Annotated in this window: 27 protein-coding genes and 2 tRNA genes; 15 read left to right on the forward strand and 14 right to left on the reverse strand. The window is 70.2% G+C overall.

Annotated features, from left to right (window positions below; translation table 11 throughout):
- Window positions 1-147 precede the first annotated feature (147 nt).
- Together ASD25_RS06725 and ASD25_RS06730 are read left to right on the forward strand one after the other, a co-directional pair.
- A tRNA-Ala gene (locus ASD25_RS06725) sits at window positions 148-223 on the forward strand.
- Window positions 224-241: 18 nt separating this feature from the next.
- A complete protein-coding gene (locus tag ASD25_RS06730) occupies window positions 242-1,213 on the forward strand; it encodes a rhodanese-related sulfurtransferase (RefSeq protein ID WP_055826938.1) in 972 nt (323 codons plus the stop codon).
- 1 nt (window position 1,214) lies between these two features.
- Here ASD25_RS06730 and ASD25_RS06735 read toward each other — a convergent pair whose 3' ends face one another.
- The 5 genes from ASD25_RS06735 to ASD25_RS06755 all read right to left on the reverse strand — a co-directional run bounded on the left by ASD25_RS06735 (window position 1,215) and on the right by ASD25_RS06755 (window position 4,722).
- The gene (locus ASD25_RS06735) at window positions 1,215-1,493 is read right to left on the reverse strand and encodes an HPr family phosphocarrier protein (RefSeq protein WP_055826935.1); all 279 of its coding nucleotides are present in this window, start codon (window positions 1,491-1,493) and stop codon (window positions 1,215-1,217) included.
- Between the two features lie 5 nt (window positions 1,494-1,498).
- Complete coding sequence (locus ASD25_RS06740; RefSeq protein WP_055826931.1) at window positions 1,499-1,903, reverse strand: PTS sugar transporter subunit IIA; 405 nt, start codon at window positions 1,901-1,903, stop codon at window positions 1,499-1,501.
- A gap of 86 nt (window positions 1,904-1,989) precedes the next feature.
- Window positions 1,990-2,418, reverse strand: a complete 429-nt coding sequence (locus ASD25_RS06745) for an HPr kinase/phosphorylase (RefSeq protein ID WP_055826929.1) — start codon at window positions 2,416-2,418, stop codon at window positions 1,990-1,992.
- Entirely contained in the window at window positions 2,415-4,049 is a 1,635-nt protein-coding gene (locus tag ASD25_RS06750; protein WP_055826926.1) for a stimulus-sensing domain-containing protein, read from the reverse strand. The genes ASD25_RS06745 and ASD25_RS06750 overlap by 4 nt, the downstream gene beginning before the upstream one ends.
- Window positions 4,018-4,722, reverse strand: a complete 705-nt coding sequence (locus ASD25_RS06755; protein ID WP_055826923.1) for a response regulator transcription factor — start codon at window positions 4,720-4,722, stop codon at window positions 4,018-4,020. The genes ASD25_RS06750 and ASD25_RS06755 overlap by 32 nt, the downstream gene beginning before the upstream one ends.
- 207 nt (window positions 4,723-4,929) lie before the next feature.
- On the opposite strand from ASD25_RS06755, the gene ASD25_RS06760 reads away from it, so the two are divergent.
- Window positions 4,930-6,648: a hypothetical protein gene (locus ASD25_RS06760; protein WP_055826920.1), complete on the forward strand. Its 1,719-nt coding sequence runs from the start codon at window positions 4,930-4,932 to the stop codon at window positions 6,646-6,648.
- 3 nt (window positions 6,649-6,651) lie between these two features.
- Here the strand turns inward: ASD25_RS06760 and ASD25_RS06765 are convergent, their stop codons facing one another.
- The 4 genes from ASD25_RS06765 to ASD25_RS06780 all read right to left on the reverse strand — a co-directional run bounded on the left by ASD25_RS06765 (window position 6,652) and on the right by ASD25_RS06780 (window position 10,047).
- Window positions 6,652-6,981 (reverse strand): zf-TFIIB domain-containing protein, encoded by a 330-nt coding sequence (locus tag ASD25_RS06765; protein ID WP_055829590.1) that lies wholly within the window; start codon window positions 6,979-6,981, stop codon window positions 6,652-6,654.
- An 82-nt stretch (window positions 6,982-7,063) separates the two neighbouring features.
- The gene (locus ASD25_RS06770; protein WP_055826916.1) at window positions 7,064-8,926 is read right to left on the reverse strand and encodes a DUF885 family protein; all 1,863 of its coding nucleotides are present in this window, start codon (window positions 8,924-8,926) and stop codon (window positions 7,064-7,066) included.
- A gap of 66 nt (window positions 8,927-8,992) precedes the next feature.
- A complete protein-coding gene (locus ASD25_RS06775; RefSeq protein WP_055826913.1) occupies window positions 8,993-9,610 on the reverse strand; it encodes a DUF6655 family protein in 618 nt (205 codons plus the stop codon).
- Window positions 9,607-10,047 (reverse strand): VOC family protein, encoded by a 441-nt coding sequence (locus ASD25_RS06780; protein WP_055826910.1) that lies wholly within the window; start codon window positions 10,045-10,047, stop codon window positions 9,607-9,609. The genes ASD25_RS06775 and ASD25_RS06780 overlap by 4 nt, the downstream gene beginning before the upstream one ends.
- Before the next feature lie 146 nt (window positions 10,048-10,193).
- Here ASD25_RS06780 and ASD25_RS06785 point away from each other — a divergent pair, with 146 nt between their 5' ends.
- The 4 genes from ASD25_RS06785 to ASD25_RS06800 all read left to right on the forward strand — a co-directional run bounded on the left by ASD25_RS06785 (window position 10,194) and on the right by ASD25_RS06800 (window position 12,315).
- Complete coding sequence (locus tag ASD25_RS06785) at window positions 10,194-10,769, forward strand: YqaA family protein (RefSeq protein ID WP_055826907.1); 576 nt, start codon at window positions 10,194-10,196, stop codon at window positions 10,767-10,769.
- 52 nt (window positions 10,770-10,821) lie between these two features.
- Window positions 10,822-11,355, forward strand: coding sequence for a disulfide bond formation protein B (locus tag ASD25_RS06790; RefSeq protein WP_055826903.1), 534 nt, complete (start codon window positions 10,822-10,824; stop codon window positions 11,353-11,355).
- Window positions 11,333-11,941, forward strand: a complete 609-nt coding sequence (locus ASD25_RS06795; RefSeq protein WP_055826901.1) for a demethoxyubiquinone hydroxylase family protein — start codon at window positions 11,333-11,335, stop codon at window positions 11,939-11,941. Before ASD25_RS06790 ends, ASD25_RS06795 begins: the two co-directional genes overlap by 23 nt.
- A 68-nt stretch (window positions 11,942-12,009) precedes the next feature.
- Window positions 12,010-12,315, forward strand: coding sequence for a hypothetical protein (locus ASD25_RS06800; RefSeq protein ID WP_055826898.1), 306 nt, complete (start codon window positions 12,010-12,012; stop codon window positions 12,313-12,315).
- On the opposite strand, the gene ASD25_RS06805 is transcribed toward ASD25_RS06800, so the two are convergent.
- From ASD25_RS06805 to ppa, 3 genes are all read right to left on the reverse strand, one after another.
- On the reverse strand, window positions 12,312-13,286 hold the full coding sequence (locus tag ASD25_RS06805) for an esterase-like activity of phytase family protein (RefSeq protein ID WP_055826895.1): 975 nt from the start codon (window positions 13,284-13,286) through the stop codon (window positions 12,312-12,314). The genes ASD25_RS06800 and ASD25_RS06805 overlap by 4 nt on opposite strands.
- Window positions 13,283-15,229 (reverse strand): cobalt chelatase, encoded by a 1,947-nt coding sequence (locus ASD25_RS06810; RefSeq protein WP_056615634.1) that lies wholly within the window; start codon window positions 15,227-15,229, stop codon window positions 13,283-13,285. Before ASD25_RS06810 ends, ASD25_RS06805 begins: the two co-directional genes overlap by 4 nt.
- Before the next feature lie 322 nt (window positions 15,230-15,551).
- Window positions 15,552-16,109 (reverse strand): inorganic diphosphatase, encoded by a 558-nt coding sequence (gene ppa, locus ASD25_RS06815; protein WP_055826892.1) that lies wholly within the window; start codon window positions 16,107-16,109, stop codon window positions 15,552-15,554.
- Between the two features lie 171 nt (window positions 16,110-16,280).
- On the opposite strand from ppa, the gene ASD25_RS06820 reads away from it, so the two are divergent.
- Both ASD25_RS06820 and ASD25_RS30220 read left to right on the forward strand, forming a co-directional pair.
- On the forward strand, window positions 16,281-16,964 hold the full coding sequence (locus tag ASD25_RS06820) for a DUF599 domain-containing protein (protein ID WP_055826889.1): 684 nt from the start codon (window positions 16,281-16,283) through the stop codon (window positions 16,962-16,964).
- A 303-nt stretch (window positions 16,965-17,267) separates the two neighbouring features.
- On the forward strand, window positions 17,268-17,429 hold the full coding sequence (locus ASD25_RS30220) for a hypothetical protein (RefSeq protein ID WP_156376871.1): 162 nt from the start codon (window positions 17,268-17,270) through the stop codon (window positions 17,427-17,429).
- A gap of 5 nt (window positions 17,430-17,434) precedes the next feature.
- Here ASD25_RS30220 and ASD25_RS06825 read toward each other — a convergent pair whose 3' ends face one another.
- Complete coding sequence (locus tag ASD25_RS06825) at window positions 17,435-18,295, reverse strand: N-formylglutamate amidohydrolase (RefSeq protein ID WP_055826883.1); 861 nt, start codon at window positions 18,293-18,295, stop codon at window positions 17,435-17,437.
- 126 nt (window positions 18,296-18,421) lie between these two features.
- Here ASD25_RS06825 and cpdR point away from each other — a divergent pair, with 126 nt between their 5' ends.
- From cpdR to ASD25_RS06845, 4 genes are all read left to right on the forward strand, one after another.
- Window positions 18,422-18,781: a cell cycle two-component system response regulator CpdR gene (cpdR, locus tag ASD25_RS06830; RefSeq protein WP_055826880.1), complete on the forward strand. Its 360-nt coding sequence runs from the start codon at window positions 18,422-18,424 to the stop codon at window positions 18,779-18,781.
- A gap of 123 nt (window positions 18,782-18,904) precedes the next feature.
- Window positions 18,905-18,979 (forward strand) — tRNA-Val (locus ASD25_RS06835).
- Window positions 18,980-19,066: 87 nt separating this feature from the next.
- Complete coding sequence (locus tag ASD25_RS06840; RefSeq protein WP_055826875.1) at window positions 19,067-19,309, forward strand: hypothetical protein; 243 nt, start codon at window positions 19,067-19,069, stop codon at window positions 19,307-19,309.
- A 42-nt stretch (window positions 19,310-19,351) separates the two neighbouring features.
- Window positions 19,352-19,780, forward strand: a complete 429-nt coding sequence (locus tag ASD25_RS06845; protein WP_055826872.1) for a hypothetical protein — start codon at window positions 19,352-19,354, stop codon at window positions 19,778-19,780.
- Here ASD25_RS06845 and ASD25_RS06850 read toward each other — a convergent pair.
- Window positions 19,777-20,478, reverse strand: a complete 702-nt coding sequence (locus tag ASD25_RS06850; RefSeq protein WP_055826869.1) for a glutathione S-transferase N-terminal domain-containing protein — start codon at window positions 20,476-20,478, stop codon at window positions 19,777-19,779. The two genes, ASD25_RS06845 and ASD25_RS06850, sit on opposite strands and share 4 nt — an antisense overlap.
- Window positions 20,479-20,605: 127 nt before the next feature.
- Between ASD25_RS06850 and ASD25_RS06855 the strand changes: the two genes are divergently transcribed.
- Together ASD25_RS06855 and scpA are read left to right on the forward strand one after the other, a co-directional pair.
- Window positions 20,606-22,006, forward strand: coding sequence for a methylmalonyl-CoA mutase family protein (locus ASD25_RS06855; RefSeq protein ID WP_055826866.1), 1,401 nt, complete (start codon window positions 20,606-20,608; stop codon window positions 22,004-22,006).
- Window positions 22,003-24,144 (forward strand): methylmalonyl-CoA mutase, encoded by a 2,142-nt coding sequence (gene scpA, locus ASD25_RS06860; RefSeq protein WP_055826863.1) that lies wholly within the window; start codon window positions 22,003-22,005, stop codon window positions 24,142-24,144. The genes ASD25_RS06855 and scpA overlap by 4 nt, the downstream gene beginning before the upstream one ends.
- Window positions 24,145-24,146: the final 2 nt, after the last annotated feature.

Consider the following 24,146-nt stretch of genomic DNA (forward strand, 5'->3'; position numbering starts at 1 on the left):
GGCTCCCGAAACAAGATCAGTCCCGCTTCTAGCGTGACCGCGCCCCGCGTCCAACGATTCCGGCGTCGCAGGCGTCGTGGAGCCTCAACCCCGTTGACACTCCCGCCCCGCCCCTCGTATGTCGCCGGCTCGCCTGCACCCGGAAACGGGGCCGTAGCTCAGTTGGTAGAGCGCGTCGTTCGCAATGACGAGGTCAGGGGTTCGACTCCCCTCGGCTCCACCAGGCACCCGCACTGTCGACATGACCCAGTCCGCCCGTTCAGCTCCTGTGCGCTCCCCCGGGCCGGTGACGGTGGCCGCCCTCTACCGGTTCGCGGCCATCATGGACTGCGAAGCCGTTCGGGACCGGCTCGAGGCGCTTTGCCGCCCCGATTTGCGCGGCACCCTGCTGGTCGCCCATGAAGGCCTGAACGGCACCATCGCGGGTCCTGAAGCGGCGATCGAGCGCGTGCTGGCGGGCATTCGCGCCCTGCCCGGCTTCGCCGACCTCGACGTCAAATACGCCACGGCGGCGGCCATGCCCTTCCACCGCATGAAGGTGCGGATCAAGCCCGAGATCGTGACCATGGGCCAGCCAGGCCTCGATCCCGCCGACGCCGGGACCTATGTCGCACCCGGGGACTGGAACGCCCTGATCCGCGATCCCGGCGTGATCGTCATCGACACCCGCAACGACTATGAGGCCGCCGTCGGCGCCTTCGAGGGGGCGGTCCAGCCCAATACGCGCGGCTTCCGCGACTTCCCGGACTGGTTCCGCACCGAGGGGCGGGCGCTGCTGGACCGGCCCGATCCGCCGAAGGTCGCCATGTACTGCACCGGCGGCATCCGCTGCGAGAAGGCGACCGCCTTCCTCAAGGCCGAGGGCGTCCGGGACGTCTTCCATCTGGAGGGCGGCGTCCTGCGCTATCTGGAGATGACGCCCGAGGCCGAAAGCCTGTGGCGTGGCGAATGCTTCGTCTTCGATGAGCGCGTCGCGGTCGGCCACGGCCTGACGCCGGGCAGCCACACCCTGTGCCGGGGCTGCCGCATGCCGGTCAGCGCGGAAGGCCGGACCTCGCCGCGTTATGTGGAAGGGGTCAGCTGCGAGCGCTGCGCCGATACGCGCACCGGGGCCGACCGGGCGCGATATCTCGAGCGGGCGAAGCAGGTGGAGATCGCGGAGCGGCGCGGCGTCGACCACATCGGGGCGGTCCAGGCCTCGCCCGAGGACTGACCTACTGGTCCTCGTCGAACTTCCGTTCGACGAGGTCGGCGAGAGCGGCCACGGCGGCCTCGGCCTCCGCGCCCTCGCCGACGATCTCGATGCCGCAGCCGTTGCCGGCCCCCAGCATCAGCAGGCCCATGATCGACAGGGCGTTCACCGTCACCCCGTCGCGGGTGACATGGATCTCGGCGTCGAAGCTGGACGCCAGTTTGACGAATTTGGCCGAGGCGCGGGCGTGGAGGCCGCGCGTGTTGCAGATGTTGGCCGTGGCGGTGAACGTGCCCGACATCGCCGTCACTTCTCGCCCTGGAGCACCCAGCTGGCCACCGAGATATATTTGCGGCCGGCGTCCTGGGCGTGGGCCACGCAGGCTTCCAGCGGTTCGCGGCCGCGCACGCTGGCCAGTTTGATCAGCATCGGCAGGTTCAGACCGGCGATGACCTCGGCGCGGGTCTCCTCCATCACCGAAATGGCCAGGTTGGACGGCGTGCCGCCGAACATGTCGGTCAGCAGGATGACGCCGTCCCCGTCGTTGACGGCGTTGGCCGCATCGACGATGTCGCGCCGGCGGCGCTCCATGTCGTCCTCGGGACCGATGCAGATGGCCGCGACCCCGCGCTGGGGGCCCACGACGTGCTCCATCGCCGCAAGGAATTCCGAGGCCAGTCCCCCGTGGGTGACAATCACCAGCCCGATCATGAAGGCATTACCAAAGCTCGCGCCCCGCGTCCGACGGCCCTTGAGCACGCCGCAAGCCGGGCGGAATAGCCCAACTCCGCCTCGGGTTAAAGCGGCCTGGTCAGGAGTGTGACCTTTTCGACCGCCGACGACTCGAAACCGCACAGCCGGACGAGCGGCAGCCGCACGCCCCCGATGACGCTCCCGGCCGCCTCGGGCAGGCGTTCGATCGGCTCCGCGGACAGCTCCACGGCCAGCACGAGCCGCACCAGGCCGAGGGCGCTGGCCGGAACGACGCCCACGCCCCGCGCCTCGATGCGGCCCTCGATCGCCGTCGGGCAGGTCGCATAGAGGGCCCCGCCCGAGGCGACGACGTGGGCGTAGTCATCGGCCACCAGCCGCCAGCCCCGCCCGATCAGGCGCAGGGCGAGGTCGCTCTTGCCCGCGCCGGACGGACCGGTGATCAGGACGCCGCGCCAGCCGTGGGCCGGGGCCCAGCGCGCCACGACCGTGCCGTGCAGGGGCTGGCCGCTCATCCGCGCCGGCCGGCCGCCAGCGGCAGGGCGACCTCGAAGCGCGCGCCCGTGATCGCCCCGCCCGCGTCCGCGCGATTTTCGGCCCGGATGCGGCCGCCGTGGGCCTCGACGATCTGGCGGGCGATCGACAGGCCGAGGCCGGAATTGGCTCCGAAGGCCGTGCCCTTGGGCCGGGAGGTGTAGAATCGCTGGAAGACGGTCTCGAGGTTATCGGGCGGAATCCCGGGGCCGTCGTCGTCGATATGCACGCGGGCGGGGCGGTCGGGGTCGGCCGGATCGCGGGACAGCGTCACCCGCACCACGCCGTCCGGCGGGCTGAACGACCGCGCGTTGTCGATCAGGTTCCGGAACACCTGCCCCAGCGGTCCGTCGCGGCCCACGACCAGGGTGTGATCGCCGGTCGAGGCTTCAAAGGCGATGCGCGGCTCGCCGGCCTTCCGGCCCGCCTCATAGACGCCCACGATCTCGCTCAGCAGGGTGGTGAGATCCAGCGTCCGGGGCCGGTCCCGGGCCAGTTCGGCGTCCAGCCGCGAGGCGTTGGAGATGTCGGTGATCAGCCGGTCCAGCCGCCGCACATCCTGTTGCAGCAGGCCCGTCAGCTTCTCGCGCTGGGCCTCCGTTCTGACCAGCGGCAGGGTCTCCAGCGCCGAACGAATCGACGTCAGGGGGTTCTTGATCTCGTGCGAGACGTCGGCGGCGAAGCGTTCGATGGCGTCCATGCGGTCGGACAGGGTCTCGGTCATGGTCTCCAGCGAGCGGGCGAGGTCGCCGATCTCGTCCTTGCGGCCCTCCAGATCGGGCAGGGAGATGGCGCGGGCGCGCTGCAGCCGGACCTCGTCCGCCGCCGCCGACAGGCGCATGACCGGACGGGCCACGAACAGGTGCAGCAGCAGAGACCCCAGCAGATTCACCGCCAGGGCCACGAGGGCGAAGGGCATCAGGGCGCGGCGCTGGGCGTCCAGGGTCTCGTCGACGTCGCCGGCCTCCAGCGTCAGCACCCCCAGCACCTGCTGCACATGGCGTACGGGGATGGAGACCGACACCACCCGGTCGCCGCTCTCGGAGCGGCGCACGGTGGACTGGACCTGACCGTCCAGCGCCGCCTCGACCTCGGCGGCGAGGGCCGCCCGGGCCCGCTCCACATCGGCCCCGCTGCGGGCCTCGAGCGCGGGATCGACCGCCGGCGCCGGCGTGCCGGCGGGGCGGGCGGGCGGCAGGGGCTGTCCGGGAATGACCTCGGTCACCGCATAGCTGTCGGCGACCAGCAGGCCGTCGATATCGAACAGCCGCGCGCGCTGGCCCGCGGGGATGAAGTTGTCCCGCAGCAGCAGGGGCGCCTTCTCGACGTTGAACTGCGGCGTCGGCACGCCGACCGTGTATTCCTTGTCCGCCAGCACATTGGCCAGCAGCTCGGCCTGGGCGACCAGGGTTTCCTGCCGCGCCTCGATCAGGCCGCGTTTCCACTCGTTCAGCAACAGGGCGCCGACGAACAGGATCAGCAGGCTGAGCAGATTCAGGGCCAGGATCAGGCCGCCGAGCCGCGACCCCCCGAAGCGTTTCAGCGGGCGGCGCGGTTCGTCGTCTCCCGACGGGAGCGGATCAGCTTTCGCGATAGCGGTATCCGACGCCATACAGGGTCTCGATGGCGTCGAACTCGGGGTCGACCACCCGGAATTTCTTCCGCATGCGTTTGACGTGGCTGTCGATGGTGCGGTCGTCGACATAGACCTGATCGTCGTAGGCGGCGTCCATCAGGTTGTCGCGGCTCTTCACGAAGCCCGGGCGCTGGGCCAGGGCCTGGAGCAGCAGGAACTCGGTGACGGTCAGCTTGACCGGCTTGCCCTCCCAGGTGCTCTCGTGGCGGGCCGGGTCCATCGACAGCTTGCCGCGCTTGATGGCCTTGGCCGAATTCTCGCCCGAGGGCTCGGGCTCGCCGCCGTCCGCGCCGGTCCGGCGCAGCAGGGCCTTGACCCGCTCGATCAGCAGACGCTGGCTGAACGGCTTGTGGATGTAGTCGTCGGCGCCGAGGTTGAAGCCCAGGATTTCGTCGATCTCCTCGTCGCGCGAGGTCAGCATGATGACCGGGATCTGCGAGGTCTGGCGCAGGCGGCGCAAGACTTCCATCCCGTCCATGCGGGGCATCTTGACGTCCAGGATGGCCAGATCCGGGGGATTGGCCTCCAGCGCCTCCAGCCCGGCGGCCCCATCGTGGTACGCCGTGATCTTGTGACCGTGGCTTTCCAGCGCCAGCGAGACGGAGGCGACGATGTTCTCGTCGTCGTCGACCAGGGTGATGTTGGCCAAAGGCGGTCTCCTTGCAGACTCTTCGTTCGCAGTCTCAACGCACGGCAAGCGTTACCGTTCTAATCCATCATTGTTCGGCGCCGGTCGACCAAAAACCCGACAACAGCGGCCGCGGGCCAGAAGATGGGGCGCGCGATCATGATCCACAACGAAACCCTGCCTTAAAGCCTTGGCGCCATCATGGAGGCGAACAGTAAGAGCGTTTTGATGGCCGGCTCCGTCCACTACGAAGTTTATATCCGAAAGACGGCTCCCGCGCCCTGGACGCTCCAGATGGCCACGGAAGACCGCACGATCGCGGTGCAGACGGCGGAAGACATGCTGGCCGACAGCCGCGCGGCGGCGGTGCGGGTGACCCGGGAAACCCTTGATCCCGACACCATGGAGTTCGCCAGCCTGACCCTGCTGACCCGTGGCGCGCCCGAGGTGAGGCACAAGCGGGTGGTGCCCGATGGCCAGAGCGGTCCGCGCTGCAATGGACCGCAGGACTTCTATACGTCCCAGTCCCGCGAGTTGATCGGCCGGGTGCTCGAGGACTGGCTCGGGCGTCAGGGCGTGACGGCGTTCGAACTGCTGCACCGTCCCGACCTGGCCGAGAAGCTGGAGGCTTCGGGGGTGGAGCTGCAGCACGCCATCCAGAAGGTCGCCGTGCCCGAGAGCCAGGCCGTGGGCCAGCCGGTGCACGATCTGGTGCGCCACTATCAGAAGCTGGCCGACGGGGCGATCGAACGGGTCATCGCCGCGGGCCGGCGCGGACAGTTCCCCAGTCTGGAGGATTGCTCGATCGCCGACCTGGCGCACCGGCTGGCGGGCCAGGCTGACCGGGCCTTCATCATGGGCGGAGTGGTGTCGGGCGCGGTGATCGGGGTCCGCGGCGGCCGCGCGCGGCTGGATCGCCTGATGGATCTGGCCGAGCGCGCGCCCATGGAGGGTCCGCCCCGCGCCATGGTGCTGGTGCCGATCGAACAGATCCTGTGCGAAATGCTGGCGGCGCGCACCAATCTGACGGACATCCTCGGGCCCGCGCTCGATCAGGGCGCCTCGCTGGCGGCCGTGGTGCGGATGGTCGCTCCCAACGAGATCGCCGCCCTGATCCGCCAGGACGTCCGGATGGCCCTGCAGGTTCCGAACGTCGAGGGGCCCGCCGCCCGCCTCGGCGCGCGGCTGGAGGCCGGGGAATTCCCGCTGCTGGCGGCCGCCCTCGCCCGGATGGTGCTGCGCGAGCTGATGAGCCCGCGTCGCCTGCGCCCCAACGACGCCGCGGGCGAGATCGACATCCTGCGCACCCTCGCCATGGCCTTGACCGTCACGGCCGGCCGCCTGCTCACCCTTGAAGAGGTTCAGAACGCGTTCAACGAGCGCTCCAAGGCGATCGTCACCGCCGATTTCGTGGCCGCCTATGTCAAGCCGTGCACCACGGTGCTGTGCGAGGCCGAGGCCCTGACCCGGCTGTGCGAGAACGTGACCGGCACCGCCAACAAGCGCTCGGCGGCCCGCTGGCTGTCGGCCTGCGTCGGCTCCCTGCGGTTCGAAACCGAGATGCGCGCCGCCGCGGTCGGCCAGACCGCGGCGCAGAAGCTGGGCGTCCTCGCCGGCCTGCAACGGGCGGTGCACGGCTGCGGCCTGACCGAGCGCGACGACACCCAGATTTCGGCGGCCATAGGCGCCGTCGGCGGCGCGGTCGAGAGCGAGGCGAAGATCGTGATGATGCTGGCGCGGTCGCCCGCGCCCCTGCCTCAGAAGCTGTCGGTTCTGCTGCGGCTGGCGGCCGGCGAGACCGCGCCTCTCGGGCCCGCGGCGGACCGGGCCAAGGCCGAGGCCGTCAGGCTGTTCCGCGCCCCGGAATCGCGCGCGACCCTGTCGTCCACGCCCGAGGTCCTCGCCCCGCTGAAGGGCCTGATGAGGGCCGCCGGCCTGGCCGCCTAGACCTCAGTCGAAGATGTCGAAAATGCTGTCCCGCTTCTTTTTCCTGTAGCGGTGGTCGTCATCGTCGCGGCTGCGATACCGTTCGTCGCGGTACGCCGGTTGCGCGCCCCAGGGCTGGGGCGCGGGCTGTTGCGGCGGATAGGATGGCTGCTGCGGCGGCGCGGCCTGGGGCGCTGACGCGCGGCCCTCTTCCGTCGCCGAGGCCATCAGCTTCTCCAGCTCGCCCCGGTCCAGCCAGACGCCCCGGCAACTGGGGCACATGTCGAACTGCACGCCGCCCCGTTCCAGCGTCTGCATGGCGGCGTTGTCGTTCGGGCACATCAAGAGCGGCATCGGCGTCTCCATTCACGGTTCAGACGGTAGAGTTGGGGCGGGGCCATGGTTCCGCCAACGCGACCAAGGGCCGCGCCGCGTCTCAGGCGGCGGGCGCCCCGCCCCCGGCCGCGATCCAGGCGTCGATCTGGTCCTCCAGCACCTCCAGCGGCACCGAGCCCGAGCCCAGGACGACGGCGTGGAAATCCCGGATGTCGAAGCGTGATCCGAGCGCCGCCTGCGCCCGCCGGCGCAGCTCCATGATCTTCAGCTCGCCGATCTTGTAGCTGGTCGCCTGACCCGGATTGGTCAGATAGCGCTCGACCTCCTTGACGATGTCGCGCTCGCTCAGCAGCGAGTTCCGCTGGAAATATTCAATGGCCTGTTCGCGGCTCCAGCGCTTCGCATGCAGGCCGGTGTCCGTGACCAGCCGCACCGACCGCCACAGCTCCAGCGACAGCCGGCCGAAGTCGGAATACGGATCCGGGTAGAAGCCCAGCTCCTTGCCGAGGCGCTCCGCGTAGAGCCCCCAGCCTTCGGCGTAGGCGCCGTAACCCCCGAACCGGCGGAAGCGCGGCAGGCTCTCCATCTCCTGGGCGTAGGCGATCTGGAAGTGATGGCCCGGCGCGCCCTCGTGATAGCTGATGGCCTCGATCTGGGGCTTCAGCACCTGGGTCATGTCCGACAGGTTGACGTAGTAGATGCCGGGCCGCGACCCGTCGGGAGCCGGCGAATTGTAGAAGGCGACCGAGGCCGTCGCCTCGCGCCACGGCTCGACCGACCGCACCTCCAGCGCCGCCTCGGGCAGGTCGTGGAACCAGCGCGGCGCGGCCTCCATCACTTGGGCGATGAAGGCCCGCGAGTCGGTCAGATACTGCTCCTTGCCCTCGGGCGTGTTCGGATACTGGAAGCGCGGATCCGTCTTGAGGAAGGCGAACATCTCCTGCAGCGAGCCGGTGAAGCCGACCTGGGTCATGATGGTCTGCATCTCGCCCTGCAGCCGCGCCACCTCGGCCAGACCGATCTCGTGAATCTGGTCCGCCGTCAGGTCGGTGGTCGTCGAGAGCTGCAGACGGGCGTTGTAGAAGGCCTCCCCGTCCGGCAGCCGCCAGACGCCGCCGTCCCGGTCCGGCATGGCCGCGGCCTGGACCTGCACCTCGGCCAGGGCCGACAGCACCCCGTCATAGCCACGCTTCCACTCGCCGGTCAGGGCTTCGCGCCCCTCGGCCAGCAGCCGGTCCTTCGTCGCCTGGTCGGCGTCCAGCGCGCCGACCTTCTTCTGGAAATCGGCCCAGACCGGATTGTCGGCGCCGCCGTCGAAGGGCGCGCCGGCGATGATGTTGCGGGTGTTGGCGATCGACGGCTCGAACACGAAATTCGGCGAGATGATCCCCTTCGACGCCCGGTCGCGCAGCTCGGCGGAAATCTCGTCCATGACCCGCCCGGCGTCGCGCAGCCGGGCCACATAGGCTTCGGCGTCGGACACGTCGCCGACGCGGTGGTTGTTGATCATGAAGACCGGCAGACCCGTGGTGGGATTGCCGTTGGCCGCGAACTGATAATTCCAGTCGCGCCAGCGGTTCGACAGCCGCGCCTGCTCGACCCCGTATTCGAACAGCCGCCACGACACCCGGCTTTCGGGGCTCAGGGTCCGCGGATTGAATTCGTCGTTCAGCCGCACCAGCTGGCTCTCGGCCAGGGCCAGCTGGCGATCGGACGCGGCGTCGGTGGCGTCGTCCAGCCTGTCGTAGCCGGTCTTGAGCCCCAGCGAGGTCATGGTCTGCGGGCTCAGCGCGACCCGCTCCTGGAAGGCCTGTTCGAAGAAGGCCGCCAGCCGGGCGTCCTCGCTCTGCGCCGGGACCGGGACCGCATGCCCGGCGTGGCCGGCGTGGGGGTCCTGCGCCAGGGCGGGCGTCCCCGCCAGCAGGGCGAAGGCGGCGGCGGACGAGACGAGCAGACGGCGCATGGGAACCCCCGGAACACTGAGCCCGCGACCATCTCCGGTCACCGCGCGGGGCGCAAGCCTTGGTCTCTAGAACTGCCGCCAGCTGTCGCCGGGGTCGCGTTCGCCGGGTTCGACGCTCTGCTGGCCCCAGGCGGCGATCATCAGCAGTTTGTGGCTGCGGATGCGGTACTCGCCCGTCATCGGTACGACCGCCCCCAGCGGCGCGCCCGTCCGGGGTTCGTAGAGGAAGCCCGAGAACTCGGCGACGCCGACGCGATCGCGCTGGCTGTAGAGCGACAGTTCGGGCACCGAGACGACGTTGAAGCTGTCGTTGATCGGCACGCGCATCTCGGGCAGGCCGAAGACGCGGCGCATCTGTTCCAGCGACAGCGCCCCGGCGCGCAGTTCGAACACCGCGTCGGCCTCGACCCTGGACGGGGCAAGCGCGTAGCCCGCCTCGGACAGGGCGCCGCGGATGGCGCTGACCGCATAGGCGGCGTTCTCGGCCTGGAAGAAGGCGGCGTCGACGAAGACCCGCGATCCCGCCGGGATCGGCAGGGTCAGGCCCTCGACCGCGCGGTCGGCGGCGCGCGCGACCAGCAGCTGTTCCGTCGCCGTGCGCGACGGATAGGTCTCGGAGGTGGAGGCGCAGGCCGCCAGCGTCCCGGCCGCGGCGATGACGGCGATCAGGGTCCGCACGGTCACCAGCTGCCGGTGTTCGGCATGGAGGCCCAGGGCTCGGCGGGGGCCAGGGGCGCGCCTTCCTGCAGCAGTTCGATGGAGATGCCGTCGGGCGAGCGGACGAAGGCCATATTGCCGTCGCGCGGCGGCCGGTTGATCACCACGCCCCCGTCCATCAGCGTCCGGCAGGCGGCGTAGATGTCATCCACCCGATAGGCCAGATGGCCGAAATTGCGCCCGCCGTCATACGGCTGGGGGTCCCAGTTGAAGGTCAGTTCGACCTCGGGCGACCGCTCGGCCTCCGCGCGCGTCCGGTCGGCGGGGGCCGCGAGGAAGACCAGGGTGTAGCGCCCGGCCTCGTTCTCCATCCGGCGCGTCTCCACCAGACCCAGCAGGTCGCGGTAGAATCGCAGCGAGGCGTCAAGGTCCGTGACCCGGACCATGGTGTGCAGATAGCGCATGGGAAGGTCCATCCTGGGGAGGGGCGGGAAGCCGGCCTCTATAGCGACCCTTCGCCGCGATCGCGAATAACGGCCTGTTTCGGCAGGTGCGCCGGTCCACGCCGCCTGCTAGAGGCGACCGGTCCGGCCGCCGCCGAAGGAATTCCATGCTCCGCAAGCTCTACGACTGGGTCTTCGCCCTGGCCCGCAGCAAACACGCCACGCCGGCCATGGCCGCGGTTTCGTTCGCCGAGAGTTCCTTCTTCCCCATTCCGCCCGACGTGATGCTGGCGCCGATGATCCTGGCCCGGCCGGATCGGGCCTATTTCTATGCGACCGTCTGCACCGTGGCGTCGGTGCTGGGCGCCGTGCTGGGCTATGCGATCGGCTATTTCCTCACCGATGTCGGGATGATGATCCTGACGTGGCTGGGCAAGGCCGACACCTTCGAGGCGTCCAAGGCCCTGTTCCAGAAACACGGGGCCTGGGTGATCCTGATCAAGGGCCTTACGCCCATCCCGTTCAAGCTGATCACCATCGCCTCGGGCATCTTCCAGTTCAACTTTCCCCTGTTCGTGGCGCTGTGCGTCGTGACCCGGGGCGCGCGCTTCTATGCCGAGGCCTTCATCCTCAAGCGCTGGGGCCCGGCCATGCTGGCGATGGTCGAGAAGCGGCTGGCGATGTGGAGCATCATCGGCCTGGTGGTGCTCGTCGGCGCCATCGTGGCGGTCAAGCTTCTCTGATCGAGCGAGCCTCATCGACGCGGCGTTCCGGCGCGGCTATGAACGTCGTCCGATGAGACGCCTTTATCGACTCCTGACGCGGTGGTGGACCGCCTTCGCCCTCGCCGCCTCGCTGGCGCTGCTGGGCGCGGCGCATGCGTTCGAGCGGTTCGCCGGCCTGGCGCCGTGCAACCTGTGTCTCAAGCAGCGCGAGGTCTACTGGGGCGCCGTCGTCATCGCCCTGACCGCCACCCTCTGGCACGTCATCAGCCGCGGCAGCCGCGGCACGCCCCGCATCGCCGCCTTCCTGCTGGCCGTCGTCTTCGCCACCGGGACGATCACCGCCGTCTTCCACATGGGCGGTGAGATGAAGTGGTGGGAACTGCCCGCGACCTGCGCCGGCGGGGGAGACGTCAATCTCGAAAGCCTGGCCGCGCTCGCCCTCGGCGCCGGACCGATCGAGGCGCCGGTCTTCTGCGACACGGTGACATGGCGGTTCCTCGGCCTGTCGATGGCAGGATGGAACGCCCTGATCTCGGCGGCCCTCGCCATCTTCAGCCTGCTCGCCGCAAAGAGGCCCAAGGATGCCAGAGCGCCTCGAACCTGAACCTCCCGTAGCGGATTCCACGACCGGTCGGCGCATTCCTCTGGCCCGGCCGGGACGGGGCGCGAGCCGCCGTCGCCGGGCCGAAATCCTGCGCGTCGATCACGCGGGCGAATACGCCGCCGTCCACATCTATCGGGCCCAGAAGGCCGTGTTCGAGGGCCGCGCGGGCAAGGCGGCGCTGGTCGCCGATACGGGCGGGATGCAGGCCCAGGAGGCGGTGCATCTGGCGCGCTTCGACGCCCTGCTGAACGCCGAACGGGTGCGGCCCACGGCGATGACCCCGGTCTGGCGCCTGGCCGCCCTGGCCCTGGGGACCGGCACGGCCCTGATGGGCGAAAAGGCCGCCCACGCCTGCACCGAGGCGGTCGAGAGCGTCATCGAGGAACACTACGCCGACCAGATCGCCGAGCTGCGCGAGAGCGATCCCGCGTTGGCGGCGGAGCTGTCTGTTTTCCGGGACGAGGAGCTGGCGCACCACGATCACGCCGTGGACCACGGGGCCCGCGAGGCGCCTGGCTATGGTCTGCTGAGCGCGGTCATAAAGGCCGGTTGCCGTGTGGCGATCAGGATCAGCGAAAAGGTCTGACCGCACGTACGGGTTGCGATCCGCCGCCCCGTTGGCATTATAGGCCCGAAGTTTCACAGGAGAGCCGTGTGCCGTTCCCCGTCGCCTTGCTGGCCTCGCTCGTCTTGTCGCAGCAGACACCTCCAGCCCGGACCCCCGCGGTCGCGCCGGCGCCCGTCGCGGCGACCGCAGCCGAAGCCGCTCCGGCGCCCTCGGGCGCAAGCGTCGTCGCGGAGCAGGCCCAACCGACGCAGGTCTGCCGGACCGAGCCGGTGACCGGATCGCGCTTCGGCCGTCGGATTTGCCGCAGCGTGGTCCAGAGCGGCGAGGATCGCGCCGACAGCCGCGAAATGTTGCGCCAGATGCAGGGCGCCCGGACTCCGCCGGTCGGCTAGGGCGTAACGGCGGGCTCGACGTCGAAGGCCAGCAGCAGGGTCCGCTGCCGCGGATTGTCGTTATCGTCCGACAGGATGTAGAGGCGCGTCCCTGACACGCCCGCCGTCGCCGCCACGCCCTCGAAATTATCGGTCGTTGACGGCAGGCCGAGGGTCGCCAGCACGGGGCCCGGCCGGCCTGACGCGTCCATGCGGCGCAGGCGCGCGCGCATGTCGAACGGCGCGCGGTACAGGCGCTCGACGACGAACCAGCCGCCGCCCGCCGGGTCGCGGTCCATGCCGGTGATGCGCCAGTCGGCGATTGCAGGCGGCGTCGCCGGCGGCGCGACGACCTCGACGCATCGCAGGGGCGCGCAATCCCAGACTCCACCGCCCTCCGCGGCGGCGCGCAGGCCGTCCGGTCCGGCCGCCAGCGCTTCCAGGCCGTCGTTTCCGGGCGGGACGGGCGGAACCGCCCGCGGAGAGGGACGGTCTCGCAGGCCGTCGAGCGGGCCATAGGACCACAGGCGCGGCCTCTGTTCGAAACCGACGAGCAGATCGCCGTCCGCCGTGATCGCCAGGCTTTCGGCGTCGCCGTCGGCCTTGCTCGGGAAGCCGCGCCCGTCTTCGGCGGTCAGGCCTCGCAGACGCAGACCGGACAGGCCCGCCAGCCGACCCCGCCGATCGAACCCCAGCCGCCCACGCACCAGATCCCCCGCATCCGTGACGGCGATGAAGTCTCCGTCCACCAGCTTCAGGTCTGACAGGCCGTGCAACCGGTCGCCCCTGGGCGCGACGATCTGAAGTCCACCGGCGAACCGCACGCCCGGAGCCAGCCGGACGCCGCCGGGCGCGCCCAGCCCGATGGGGCGGATTTCGGCGGCAATCGGGGTCCAGCCGCCGGCGGTGCCTCGCCAGGGTTCGGAAACCGCACCCGCGCCCGCGCAGGCGCCCAGCAGCCATGTCAGGACGACGGCGGCGAGCCGCCTCACGCGGCCTTCCGGCGGCGGCCCGCCGAGACGGCCTTGGGCTCGGCGTCGAACAGGGCGGCCAGGTTTTCGACCATGGCCCCGGCCAGCTGTTCGACATCGACGATGGTCACGGCGCGGCGATACCAGCGGGTCACGTCGTGGCCGATGCCGATGGCCATCAGCTCGACCGGCGAACGGGTCTCGATCTCGGCGATGATCTGGCGCAGGTGCTTGTCCAGATACAGGGCGGCATTGGCCGACTGGGTGGAATCGTCGACCGGCGACCCGTCCGAGATGACCATCAGGATGCGGCGCGACTCGGTGCGGGCCAGCAGCCGTTCGTGGGCCCAGGTCAGGGCCTCGCCGTCGATGTTTTCCTTCAGCAGCCCCTCGCGCATCATCAGGCCGAGGCTCTTCTTGGCCCGCCGCCACGGCGCGTCGGCGGACTTGTAGATGATGTGGCGCAGGTCGTTCAGACGGCCCGGATTGGCGGGCTTGCCGGCCGTGATCCACGCCTCGCGCGACTGGCCGCCCTTCCACGCCCGGGTGGTGAAGCCGAGGATCTCGACCTTGACCCCGCAGCGCTCCAGCGTCCGCGCCAGGATGTCGGCGCACACCGCCGCGACCATGATCGGCCGCCCGCGCATCGAGCCGGAATTGTCCAGCAGCAGGGTCACCACCGTGTCGCGGAAGGGGCTCTCGCTCTCGGCCTTGAAGCTCAGCGGGCTGGTCGGGTCAGTGATGATCCGGGTCAGGCGGGCGGTGTCCAGCACCCCCTCCTCGAGATCGAAGCTCAGSGGGCTGGTCGGGTCRGTGATGATCCGGGTCAGGCGGGCGGTGTCCAGCACCCCCTCCTCGAGATCGAAATGCCAGCTGCGGTTCTGCTGCGCCATSARCCGGCGCTGCAGCTTGTTGGCSAGSCGCGACACCACCGACGACAGGGCCGTCAGCTGCTGGTCCAGCAGGGCSCGCAGCCGMTCCAGCTCGTTGGGGTCGCACAGGTCGGCGGCGTCGACCACTTCATCGAAGGCGGTCGTGAACACCCGATAGGCGTCGATGGCGCGGCCGTCGTCGGCGGTCTGCTGGCGGTTGGGCAGGGAGCCTTCGTTGACGTCGGGGCCGTTGTCCGAGGCCTCGCCGTCGGGATCACCGGGCGCGCCGTCCGGGCGGCTGTCGCGGTCCTCGCCCTCGGCCCTGTCGTCGGCCGAGCCGTCCATCGACTGGCCCTCGCCGCCGCCGGCGTCCTCCTCCTCGTCCTGGTCGTCGGCGGCGTCGGGGTCCTGCGGGGGCTCCTCGTCGCCCTGATTGTCCGAGGCGTCGTCGCCGCGCCCGTCGCCGGGATCAAGGTCCAGCGCCCGCAACACGTCCTTCAGCCGCTCGGCGAACATCGCCTGGTTGCCGGCTGCCGCCGCCAGGGCGTTCAGCTTCGCCCCGGCCCTGTCCTCGATGCTCGTGCGCACGAGATCCAGCATGGCGCCGGCGCCGTCGGGCGCGCGCTGGCCGGTCAGGCGCTCGCGCACCAGCAGGGCCACGGCCTCGGCCACCGGGACCCGCTCGGCCTCGGTGACGCGCAGGGCCCCCATCTTCTCCAGACGGGTCAGCAGGGCCGCGCTCATATTGGCCCGGACCCCGGCGAGGGCGGTCGAGCCGACGGCCTCGACGCGAGCCTGTTCCACGGCCTCGAACACCTCGGCGGCGCGCGTGTCCACGGGCCGCAGCCGGGCGTGCAGGCCTTCGTCGTGATTGGCCAGGCGCAGCGCCAGCCGGTCGGCCTGGCCTCGCAGGGCGGCGTTGCCGGTCGCGCCGGGATCGCGCGGCGGATGCGGCAGGGTCAGGACGCCGTTGGCCAGTTTCGGCCCGTCCGAACCGAACGTGACCTCAAGCTCGGACTGCTCGGCCAGCGCCCGCGCCGCATGGGCGAGCGCGCGCTTGAAGATGTCGGCGGGGGTTTCGGCGGCGGCCATGGGCGACACATAGCGCAGCGAGCGGAGAGGGGAAGCGTTCTCCCTCCCCTTTATGGGGAGGGTGGCCGCGAAGCGGCCGGGTGGGGTGCGTCTGACATCCCCCCCCCCCCNCGCATGGGCGAGCGCGCGCTTGAAGATGTCGGCGGGGGTTTCGGCGGCGGCCATGGGCGACACATAGCGCAGCGAGCGGAGAGGGGAAGCGTTCTCCCTCCCTTTATGCGGAGGGATGTCGGTGCGAAGCGACGACAGGGTGGGTGTGTCAGCCGTTCCCCACCCGGTCGCTTCGCGACCACCCTCCCCATAAAGGGGAGAGAGACGACGATTACGCCGCGTTGGCCGCTTTCGACTTCAGCTTGGCCTGGTGCGCGCGCATGCCCGCGGCGATCAGTTCGGCGGCCTCGCCGGCGTCGCCCCAGCCCTTCACCGTCACCGACTTGTTCTTCTCCAGGTCCTTGTAGCGGGTGAAGAAATGCTCGATCTGCTCGACCAGRATGGCCGGGAGCTGCCGGTAGCTGGCGATGTCGGTGTAGTAGGGGTTCAGCTTGTCGACSGGCACGGCSAGGATCTTCTCGTCGCCGCCGGCCTCGTCTTCCATCTTCAGCACGCCGATCGGGCGCGAGCGGATGATGCAGCCCGGCACCACCGGCGTCGGGTTCAGCACGATCACGTCGCAGGGATCGCCGTCGTCCGACAGGGTGTGCGGGATGAAGCCGTAGTTGCCCGGATAGTACATCGCCGTGTGCAGGAAGCGGTCGACGAACAGGGCGCCCGACGCCTTGTCCATCTCGTACTTCACCGGCAGGCCGCCCTGCGGGATCTCGATGATGACATTGACGTCCCAGGGCGGGTTGGGGCCGACGGGGATGGCGTCGATATTCATGGCGCGCTCGATTATGGTGCAGTGCGATACGAAGTGGCGGGCGTGATAGGCGTGCACGGCGCCCGAAGCAAGGCGGAGCATGCTTTGGCCCTGGCGCCGGCGCCGCGGTCACTCGCGGCTTGAGCGCCGGGGCCGCGCGCGCCACCATGGGGGGATGACGAGGACCCTCCGATGACCCTGTTCGACTGGCTGGCCCTCGGCCTCTTCATCCTCTGCTGGCTCGGCTACGGCCCCCTGCTCGGCCTGCTGGCGCGGCGCAGCGGCACGCTGAACGACGACATGATGGTCGTCCGCCGGGTGTGGATGACGGCCATGACCCATCGCGAGATTCGCCTCGTCGACAGCCAGTTGCTGGGCCACACCATCAATTCCGGAGGCTTTTTCGCCTCGACCAACCTGCTGCTGATCGCGGCGGTGGCCAGCGTCCTGTTCGGCGGCGAGCAGGCGCTTCAGGGGTTCGCCTCGGTCGGCGCCGAAGACGTGCCGACCCGGTTGCTCGAGGCCAAGCTGGCCCTGGTGTTGGTCTGCCTGGCCCGTGGCCTGCTGGATTTCATCTGGTCGATCCGCCAGCTGAACTACTCGCTGGCCCTGATCGGCGCGGCGCCCGAGGTGCACACAGAGGCGGACCGGGTGGCGCTCGGCGATGCGGCGGCCAACCTGCTGAACCCCGCGCTCAGCGCCTTCAGCCAGGGCGTGCGCGGCTATTATTTCGCCCTGGCGGCGGCGGCCTGGCTGTTCGGACCGCTGTGGCTGGCCGTCGGCGTCGCCGCCGCCTTCTGTCTGCTGGTCTGGCGCCAGGCCGGGTCCCCCGCCGCCCGCGCGATCCGCAGCGCGCGGCGATTGCTCGAGCCGTGACGCTGAACGCCCAAGGTTGTTCGCAGATGCGCTTGCGTCTGGACAGTTTTTCCCCGGAAACCGGTTACAGGTCGATCACATGGAACGACCGTACCGTTACACGGCGTGAACGCAGGTGCGAAATACCGTCTTGACGGTTTGTGCACTGCACACTAGCTTGGTTTTCGACGCCTCCGGGCGTCATGCCCTTCCTGGGCGTTTCCTCCCTAAAGACTTTAATGCCGCGCCTTCGGGCGCGGCTTTTTTTGTCGCGCGGCGGGCGACGGTGCTAGGTTTCCTGTCGATATCGCACAGGGGACGATCATGACCATTCGATCCAGACTCGCCATCGCCGCCGGCGCCGCTGTCCTGCTGGTGGCCGGCGCCGCCGCCGCCGGCACGATCGCCGGCTGCTGCTGCAAGGATGACTGCTGCGACGAGATGGCGGCGCCGCAAGCGCCGACGCCCGCCCCGCCCGTCGGCTAGAGGCGTCAAACGTCGTCGGCCAGCAAGCCCGCGATCACCCGGGCGACGCCCTTCTGTGTCCGGGACCAGCCCGCGGACGGGGTCCGGGACGCCTCGTCGAAATACAGGGCGCGGTTCAGTTCGATCTGGATGGCGTGAAACCCCTCGGCGGGCCGCCCCCAGGCCTGGGTCGTCCAGCCGCCCGCATAGGGCTGATTCAGCGCCACCCGCCAGCCCAGCCCCTCAAAGGCCCGCCGCAGCCGCCGCGTCAGGTCCGCCGAACAGGACGATCCGTGCCGGTCGCCCAGCACCACGTCGGGCCCCCGCGCGCCGCCGGCGGCCTGCGTCGCCCGCGCGGGCATCGAATGCCAGTCCACCAGCACCGCCTCGCCGCGCCGCGCCCGGGCCGCCTGCATCTGCTCGCCGAGCGCCGCGTGATAGGGGGCGTGCACCCGGGCGATCCGTTCGCGCGCCTCGTCCAGCGTCAGCCGGCGCGCGTACAGCGGAAGTCCGTCGCCGCTCAGCCGGGGGATGACGCCATAGCCCGCCGCCGTTCGCGGAGACCCCGCGCCGGCGCCGGCCCCCTCGATCAGCGCCGGGTCCAGATCGGCGGGATCGCGGTTGAGATCGACATAGGCCCGGCCCAGCCGCCCCAGCACCAGCGCCGCGCCGCCCTCCGCGCCCGGCGCGATCAGCCGGTCGACGAGGGCGTCCTCGGCGCTGCGCAGGCTGGCCTCGGGCAGAGCCGGATCGGCGCCCATGTCGGCCGGGTACAGCCCGCCGGAATGGGGCGAGGCGAAGACGAACCGACCGGGCGCGGCGGGCCGCACCAGGGCGAAACCGGCCCCGTCGTCCGCGTGATCCCCGCTGCCGTCTGCTGAATTCATGCCGCAGCCATAGCCTGTTTCAGCGCGTCATCCACAGGGGACGGCGGTGGCATGCCGCTGATTTTCATGGCGGGTTTACCAGTGCGGGCCTAGCTTGGCGTAAAGACGATCCGGGGCGAAAATCACATGGCGCGCATTCTTCTGGCCGAGGACGACCACTCCCTGCGCGGGTTCCTGACCCGCGCCCTGGAGCGGGCCGGCCATTCCGTGGTCGACTGCGAGAACGGCGACGACGCCATCGACGCCCTCGACCAGGGCCCGTGGGACCTGCTGCTGACCGACATCGTCATGCCCGGCGCCGACGGCATCGAGGTGGCGCGCGTCGCCGCCGCCCGCCAGCCCGGCATCCGCATCATGTTCATCACCGGTTTCGCGGCCGTGGCGCTCAGCGCCGCCCAGGCCAGCCCGCAGGCCAAGGTCCTGTCCAAGCCCGTCCACCTTCGCGACCTCGTGGGCGAAGTCGAACGCATGGTGGCGGCGGCCTGAAATCCGCCGCGGGCGGTCACGATGATGAGATCGAATCGCCCTGGTTTCGCCCTTGCGGTCAGCGCCCTCAAGGGGTTATAGACCGCTCCTTCCCGTTCCGGACCTGTCCGGAACCGTCTTGGCGGATGCGTAGCTCAGCGGGAGAGCACCTCGTTGACATCGAGGGGGTCACAGGTTCAATCCCTGTCGCGTCCACCATTCCTTCCCTGACAATCCCGCCCGACCGGCGCCGGCCGGTTCTCCGCCCGCGATTGAACCTTCGGCCGTTTCGGGGATTGCCCTGTCATGGCCCTCAATCTCGACACCCTCCTCGAAGGTTCTCCGGCTTACGGCGTTCTCGACGCCAAGGACGGGGTCGTGCTGTTCCGACGATCCGGACATGAGGCGGCGTTCGACGCCATGGCCGCCGAGGTGCTCGACGCCTCCGGCGAGGCGTTCGAGGCGATCCCTCTGACCGACGACCGCCAGCGCTGCGACCGGCTGTTCATCGCGCCCCTGACGGAAACCCGGTCCTTCGACCCTCGCTAGGGTTCGTTGACATAGGCGCGACCGCGGGTTCAAGCCGTGACCATGAACAGCCGCCCGAAACTTCGCCGCCTGCTCGACCTGCCCGGCGTCGCCGATCTGGAGATGAAGGCGCTGATGAAACCGCGCCATGCCGATCCGGACGCGCGCGCGGAATTCCCCGACATCGATGCGACGGCCCAGGCCGCCTTCGGCCTGACCGTCGAGGCGGCGGAAGCCATCGCCCTGCCCGCCGACTGGGACGACATCCAGCATCTTGAAGGTTTCGACCTGCTCGACGCCTTCGCCGCCGAGGGCTGGGATGTCGCGGACGACCGGCGCAAGCCGCTGCGCATGCTGGGCCATTTCGCCCTGCCCCTGGCCCTGGCCATGCGCGGCGTCGCCGGCGAACTGCCGTTCCAGCCCGAGGACACGACGCCCGAACCCTGGGGCGCCGGCATGGCCGCCGAGGCCAAACGCTTCCGCAAACGCTAGGGTCGGGCCGGAATCTCCAGCCCGCGCCGCACCGCCGGCCGCGCCAGCCCGCGCTCCAGCCAGGCCGGGACGGTCTTCAGGCTGTCAAATCCGACCAGGTCGCGCGCCTCGTAGAAGCCGATCAGATTGCGCACCCAGCCCAGGGTGGCGACATCGGCGATCGAATAGTCGTCCATGATCCAGTCGCGCCCCTCGAGCCGCGTCTCGAGCACGCCCAGCAGCCGCTTCGACTCCGCGACGTAGCGCTGCAGCGGACGCTTGTCCTCGTACGCCCGGCCCGCGAATTTGTGGAAGAAGCCGAGCTGCCCGAACATCGGGCCGATCGCCCCCATCTGGAACATGACCCACTGGATGGTCTGGTACCGGGTCGCCGGATCGGCCGACAGCAGCTTGCCGGTCTTCTCGGCCAGATAGATCAGGATGGCTCCGGATTCGAACAGGGCCAGCGGCGTCCCGCCCGGACCGTCGGGATCGATGATGGCCGGAATCTTCCCGTTCGGGTTCAGCGACAGATATTCCGGCGTCCAGCTCTCGTTCTTGCCGATGTCGATGAAATGCGCCTCATACGGCAGGCCGATCTCTTCCAGCATGATCGAGACCTTCACCCCGTTGGGGGTGTTCAGCGAATAGAGCTGCAACCGGTCGGGATGGGCGGCGGGCCAGCGCTGCGTGATCGGGAAGGCGGACAGGTCGGCCATGGGGCGCTCCGGGGGCAGGGGGACGCTCCGCATGTTGGAAGCCGCCGGCGGAACCGCAACATGACGGGTGACGGACGGGCCTGGCCGGGGTCTGGACCGGCGCGCGTCCGCGATGCATTGGAGGCGGATGTCCGACCTGTTTCCGACCCCCTCTCCCGCAGACTGGCGCGTCCTGGCCGAAAAGGCGCTGAAGGACCGGCCGCTGGAAAGCCTGGTGCATCTGGACGCCGACGGTCTGGCGGTGCGGCCCCTGTATGCGGGCGTGAGCGGGATCACGGCGATTTCGGCGCCCCGGCCCTCGGACGCGGATGGGCGGGCCTGGGACGTGCGGACCCTGATCGAGGGCGACGGTGCGGCGGAAGTCAATGCGGCGGCCCTTGCCGACCTCGAAGGCGGCGCGGCCTCCATCCTGCTCAAGGGCGCAATCCTGTCGGACTCCGAGCCCCTGTCGCGGGCGCTGGACGGCGTGGCGCTGGAGTTGGCCGCGGTCGGACTGGACGCCGGCCTCGACGGCCCCGAGGCGGCCAACGCCCTGGCCGTTGCGGCCAAGGGCTCGCCGCGCGCGAAACTGATGTTCCACATGGACCCGCTGTCGGCCTTCGCCGAAACGGGCGCCGCCCCCCGCACGATCGAGGAGCATCTGACGCTGGCGGCCAATACGGCGGCGCGTCACGCCGGCGCCTATCCCGAGGCCAGCTTCTTCCTCGCCGGCGGCCGGGTCGTGCATGAGGCCGGCGGCTCGATCGCCCAGGAACTGGGCTTCGCCGCCGCCAACGCCGTCGCCCTGATCCGCGCGGCCGTCGCCGCCGGAATGACCGAGGAACGGGCGCTGAAAGGGACGGTGCTCGCCGTCTCGGTCGACCAGGAGTATTTCGACGGCCTCGCCAAGGTCCGCGCCCTGCGTCTGATCTGGCGCTCCATCGGCAAGGCGTTCGGCGCCGAAACGCCCGCGATCATCGAGGCCCGCTCGTCGCGCCGCATGCTGTCGGCCCGCGACCCCTGGCCCAATCTGCTGCGGCTGACGGCGGCCGGCTTCGCCGGGGCGATCGGCGGGGCGGACGCCGTGGTGCTGGACGGCCTGTCGCGCGCCAACGGCCGCTCCGACGCCTTCGCCCGCCGTCAGGCGCGCAACACCCAGGCCGTGCTGATGGAGGAGGCCCATCTGGGCCGGGTCGACGATCCGGCGGCGGGTTCGTGGTTCCTCGACGCCCGCACCCGCGACCTGGCCGAGGCCGGCTGGGCCGAATTCCAGCGCATCGAGGGCGAGGGCGGCCTGATCGTCGCCCTGCGCACCGGCGACATTCAGGACCGCGTCGCCGCCGCACGGGCCGAGCGCGAGGCGGCGCTGGCGAGCGGCGCAGCGCATCTGGTCGGCGTGACCAAATTCGTCGATCCCGAGCCCCGCCCCGCGCCGTTCGAGGCCGAGCCGCGGCCGGCCCGCTTGACCGGCGGCGACGCCTGCGATCCGCTGATCCCGATCCGGTTCGCCGCCCCGTTCGAGACTGAAACCTGGGAGGCCGGCCGATGAGCGCGCCCGACTTCACCAAAATCCCGCTCGACCTCGACCCCACCGGCGCCGGCCCGACCCGCGATGCGTGGAACACGCCCGAAGGCCTGACCGTCGAAACCGCCTACGGCCCCGACGCCGTCGAGGGCCTCGACTTCATCCACGGCCTGCCGGGCATCGCCCCCTATGTGCGCGGTCCGTATCCGACCATGTACGCCGGCAACCCCTGGACCATCCGCCAGTACGCCGGCTTCTCGACCGCCGAGGCCTCCAACGCCTTCTACCGTCGCAACCTCGCGGCCGGTCAGAAGGGGCTGTCGATCGCCTTCGATCTGGCCACACACAGGGGCTACGATTCCGACCACCCGCGGGTGAAGGGCGATGTCGGCATGGCCGGGGTGGCCATCGACAGCATCTACGACATGCGGACCCTGTTCGACGGCATCCCGCTCGACAAGATGAGCGTGTCGATGACCATGAACGGCGCCGTCCTGCCGATCCTGGCCCTCTATGTCGTCGCCGCCGAGGAGCAGGGCGTGCCGCACGCGGCCCTGACCGGGACCATCCAGAACGACATCCTCAAGGAGTTCATGGTCCGCAACACCTACATCTATCCGCCCGGGCCCTCGATGCGGATCGTGTCGGACATCTTCGCCTGGACCGCGGCCGAGACCCCGAAATTCAACTCCATCTCGATCAGCGGCTATCACATGCAGGAGGCCGGGGCCTCGGCCGATCTGGAGCTGGCCTATACCCTCGCCGACGGGGTCGAATATCTGAAGGCCGGGGTCGCGGCGGGCATGGACGTGGACCGGTTCGCGCCGCGCCTGAGCTTCTTCTGGGCCATCGGCATGAACTATTTCATGGAGGTGGCCAAGCTGCGCGCCGGCCGCCTGCTGTGGGCCGAAGCGGTCTCGCAATTCGGCGCGAAGGATCCTAAGTCGCTGTCCCTGCGCGCCCACTGCCAGACCTCGGGCTGGTCGCTGGCGGCGCAGGACGTGTTCAACAACGTGCCCCGCACCATGGTCGAGGCCATGGCCGCGGCCGGCGGCCAGACCCAGAGCCTGCACACCAATGCGCTGGACGAGGCGCTGGCCCTGCCGACCGACTTCTCGGCCCGGATCGCGCGCAACACCCAGCTGCTGCTGCAGATGGAGACCGGCCTGACGACGGTCATCGACCCGTGGGGCGGCAGCTTCTACGTCGAACGCCTGACCCACGAACTGGCGAACAGGGCCCGCGTCCTGATGGCCGAGGTCGAGGCCTTGGGCGGCATGGCGAAAGCCATCGAGGCCGGCGTGCCCAAGATGCGGATCGAGGAGGCCTCGGCCCGCACCCAGGCCCGCATCGACACCGGCCAGCAGACCGTCGTCGGCGTGAACCGCTATCTGTCCGACGCGGTCGACGACATCCCCATGCTGAAGGTCGACAACGCCGCCGTCCTCACGGCCCAGATCGACAAGCTGAAACGCCTTCGCGCCGAACGCGACGAGGCCAGGACCCGGGCCGCGCTGGACGCCCTGACCGAGGGCGCGCGCGGGACCGCCAACCTGCTGGAGCTGTCGGTCCAGGCCGCCCGCGCCTGCGCCACCGTCGGCGAAATCTCCGACGCGCTGGAGGCCGCCTTCGGCCGCCACGTCGCCACCGTGAAGACCGTCTCCGGCGTCTACGCCAGGGAAGCCGGCGCCGATCCGAAGATCAGCCGCGCCCGCGACATGGTCGCCGCCTTTGTCGAGAACGACGGCGGCCCGCCGCGCATCCTGATCGCCAAGCTCGGCCAGGACGGCCACGACCGCGGCCAGAAGGTCATCGCCACCGCCTATGGCGACCTGGGGCTCGAGGCTGTCGCCGGCTCGCTGTTCCAGACTCCGTCCGAAGCGGCGAAGGAGGCGGTGGCGCGCAACGTCCACGCCGTCGGCGCCTCGTCATTGGCCGCCGGCCACCTGACGCTCGTGCCCGAACTGAAGGCCGAACTGGAGAAGCTGGGCCGTCCCGACATCATGATCGTGGTCGGCGGGGTCATCCCGCCGTCGGACGTCCAGACCCTGATCGACATGGGCGCGGCCGCCGTCTATCCGCCCGGCTCGGTCATCGCCGACACGGCCATCGACCTGATCGAAAAGCTGAACCAGCGGCTGGGCTACGCCCAGAAACCCTGAAC

This window comes from Brevundimonas sp. Root1423, assembly GCF_001426805.1.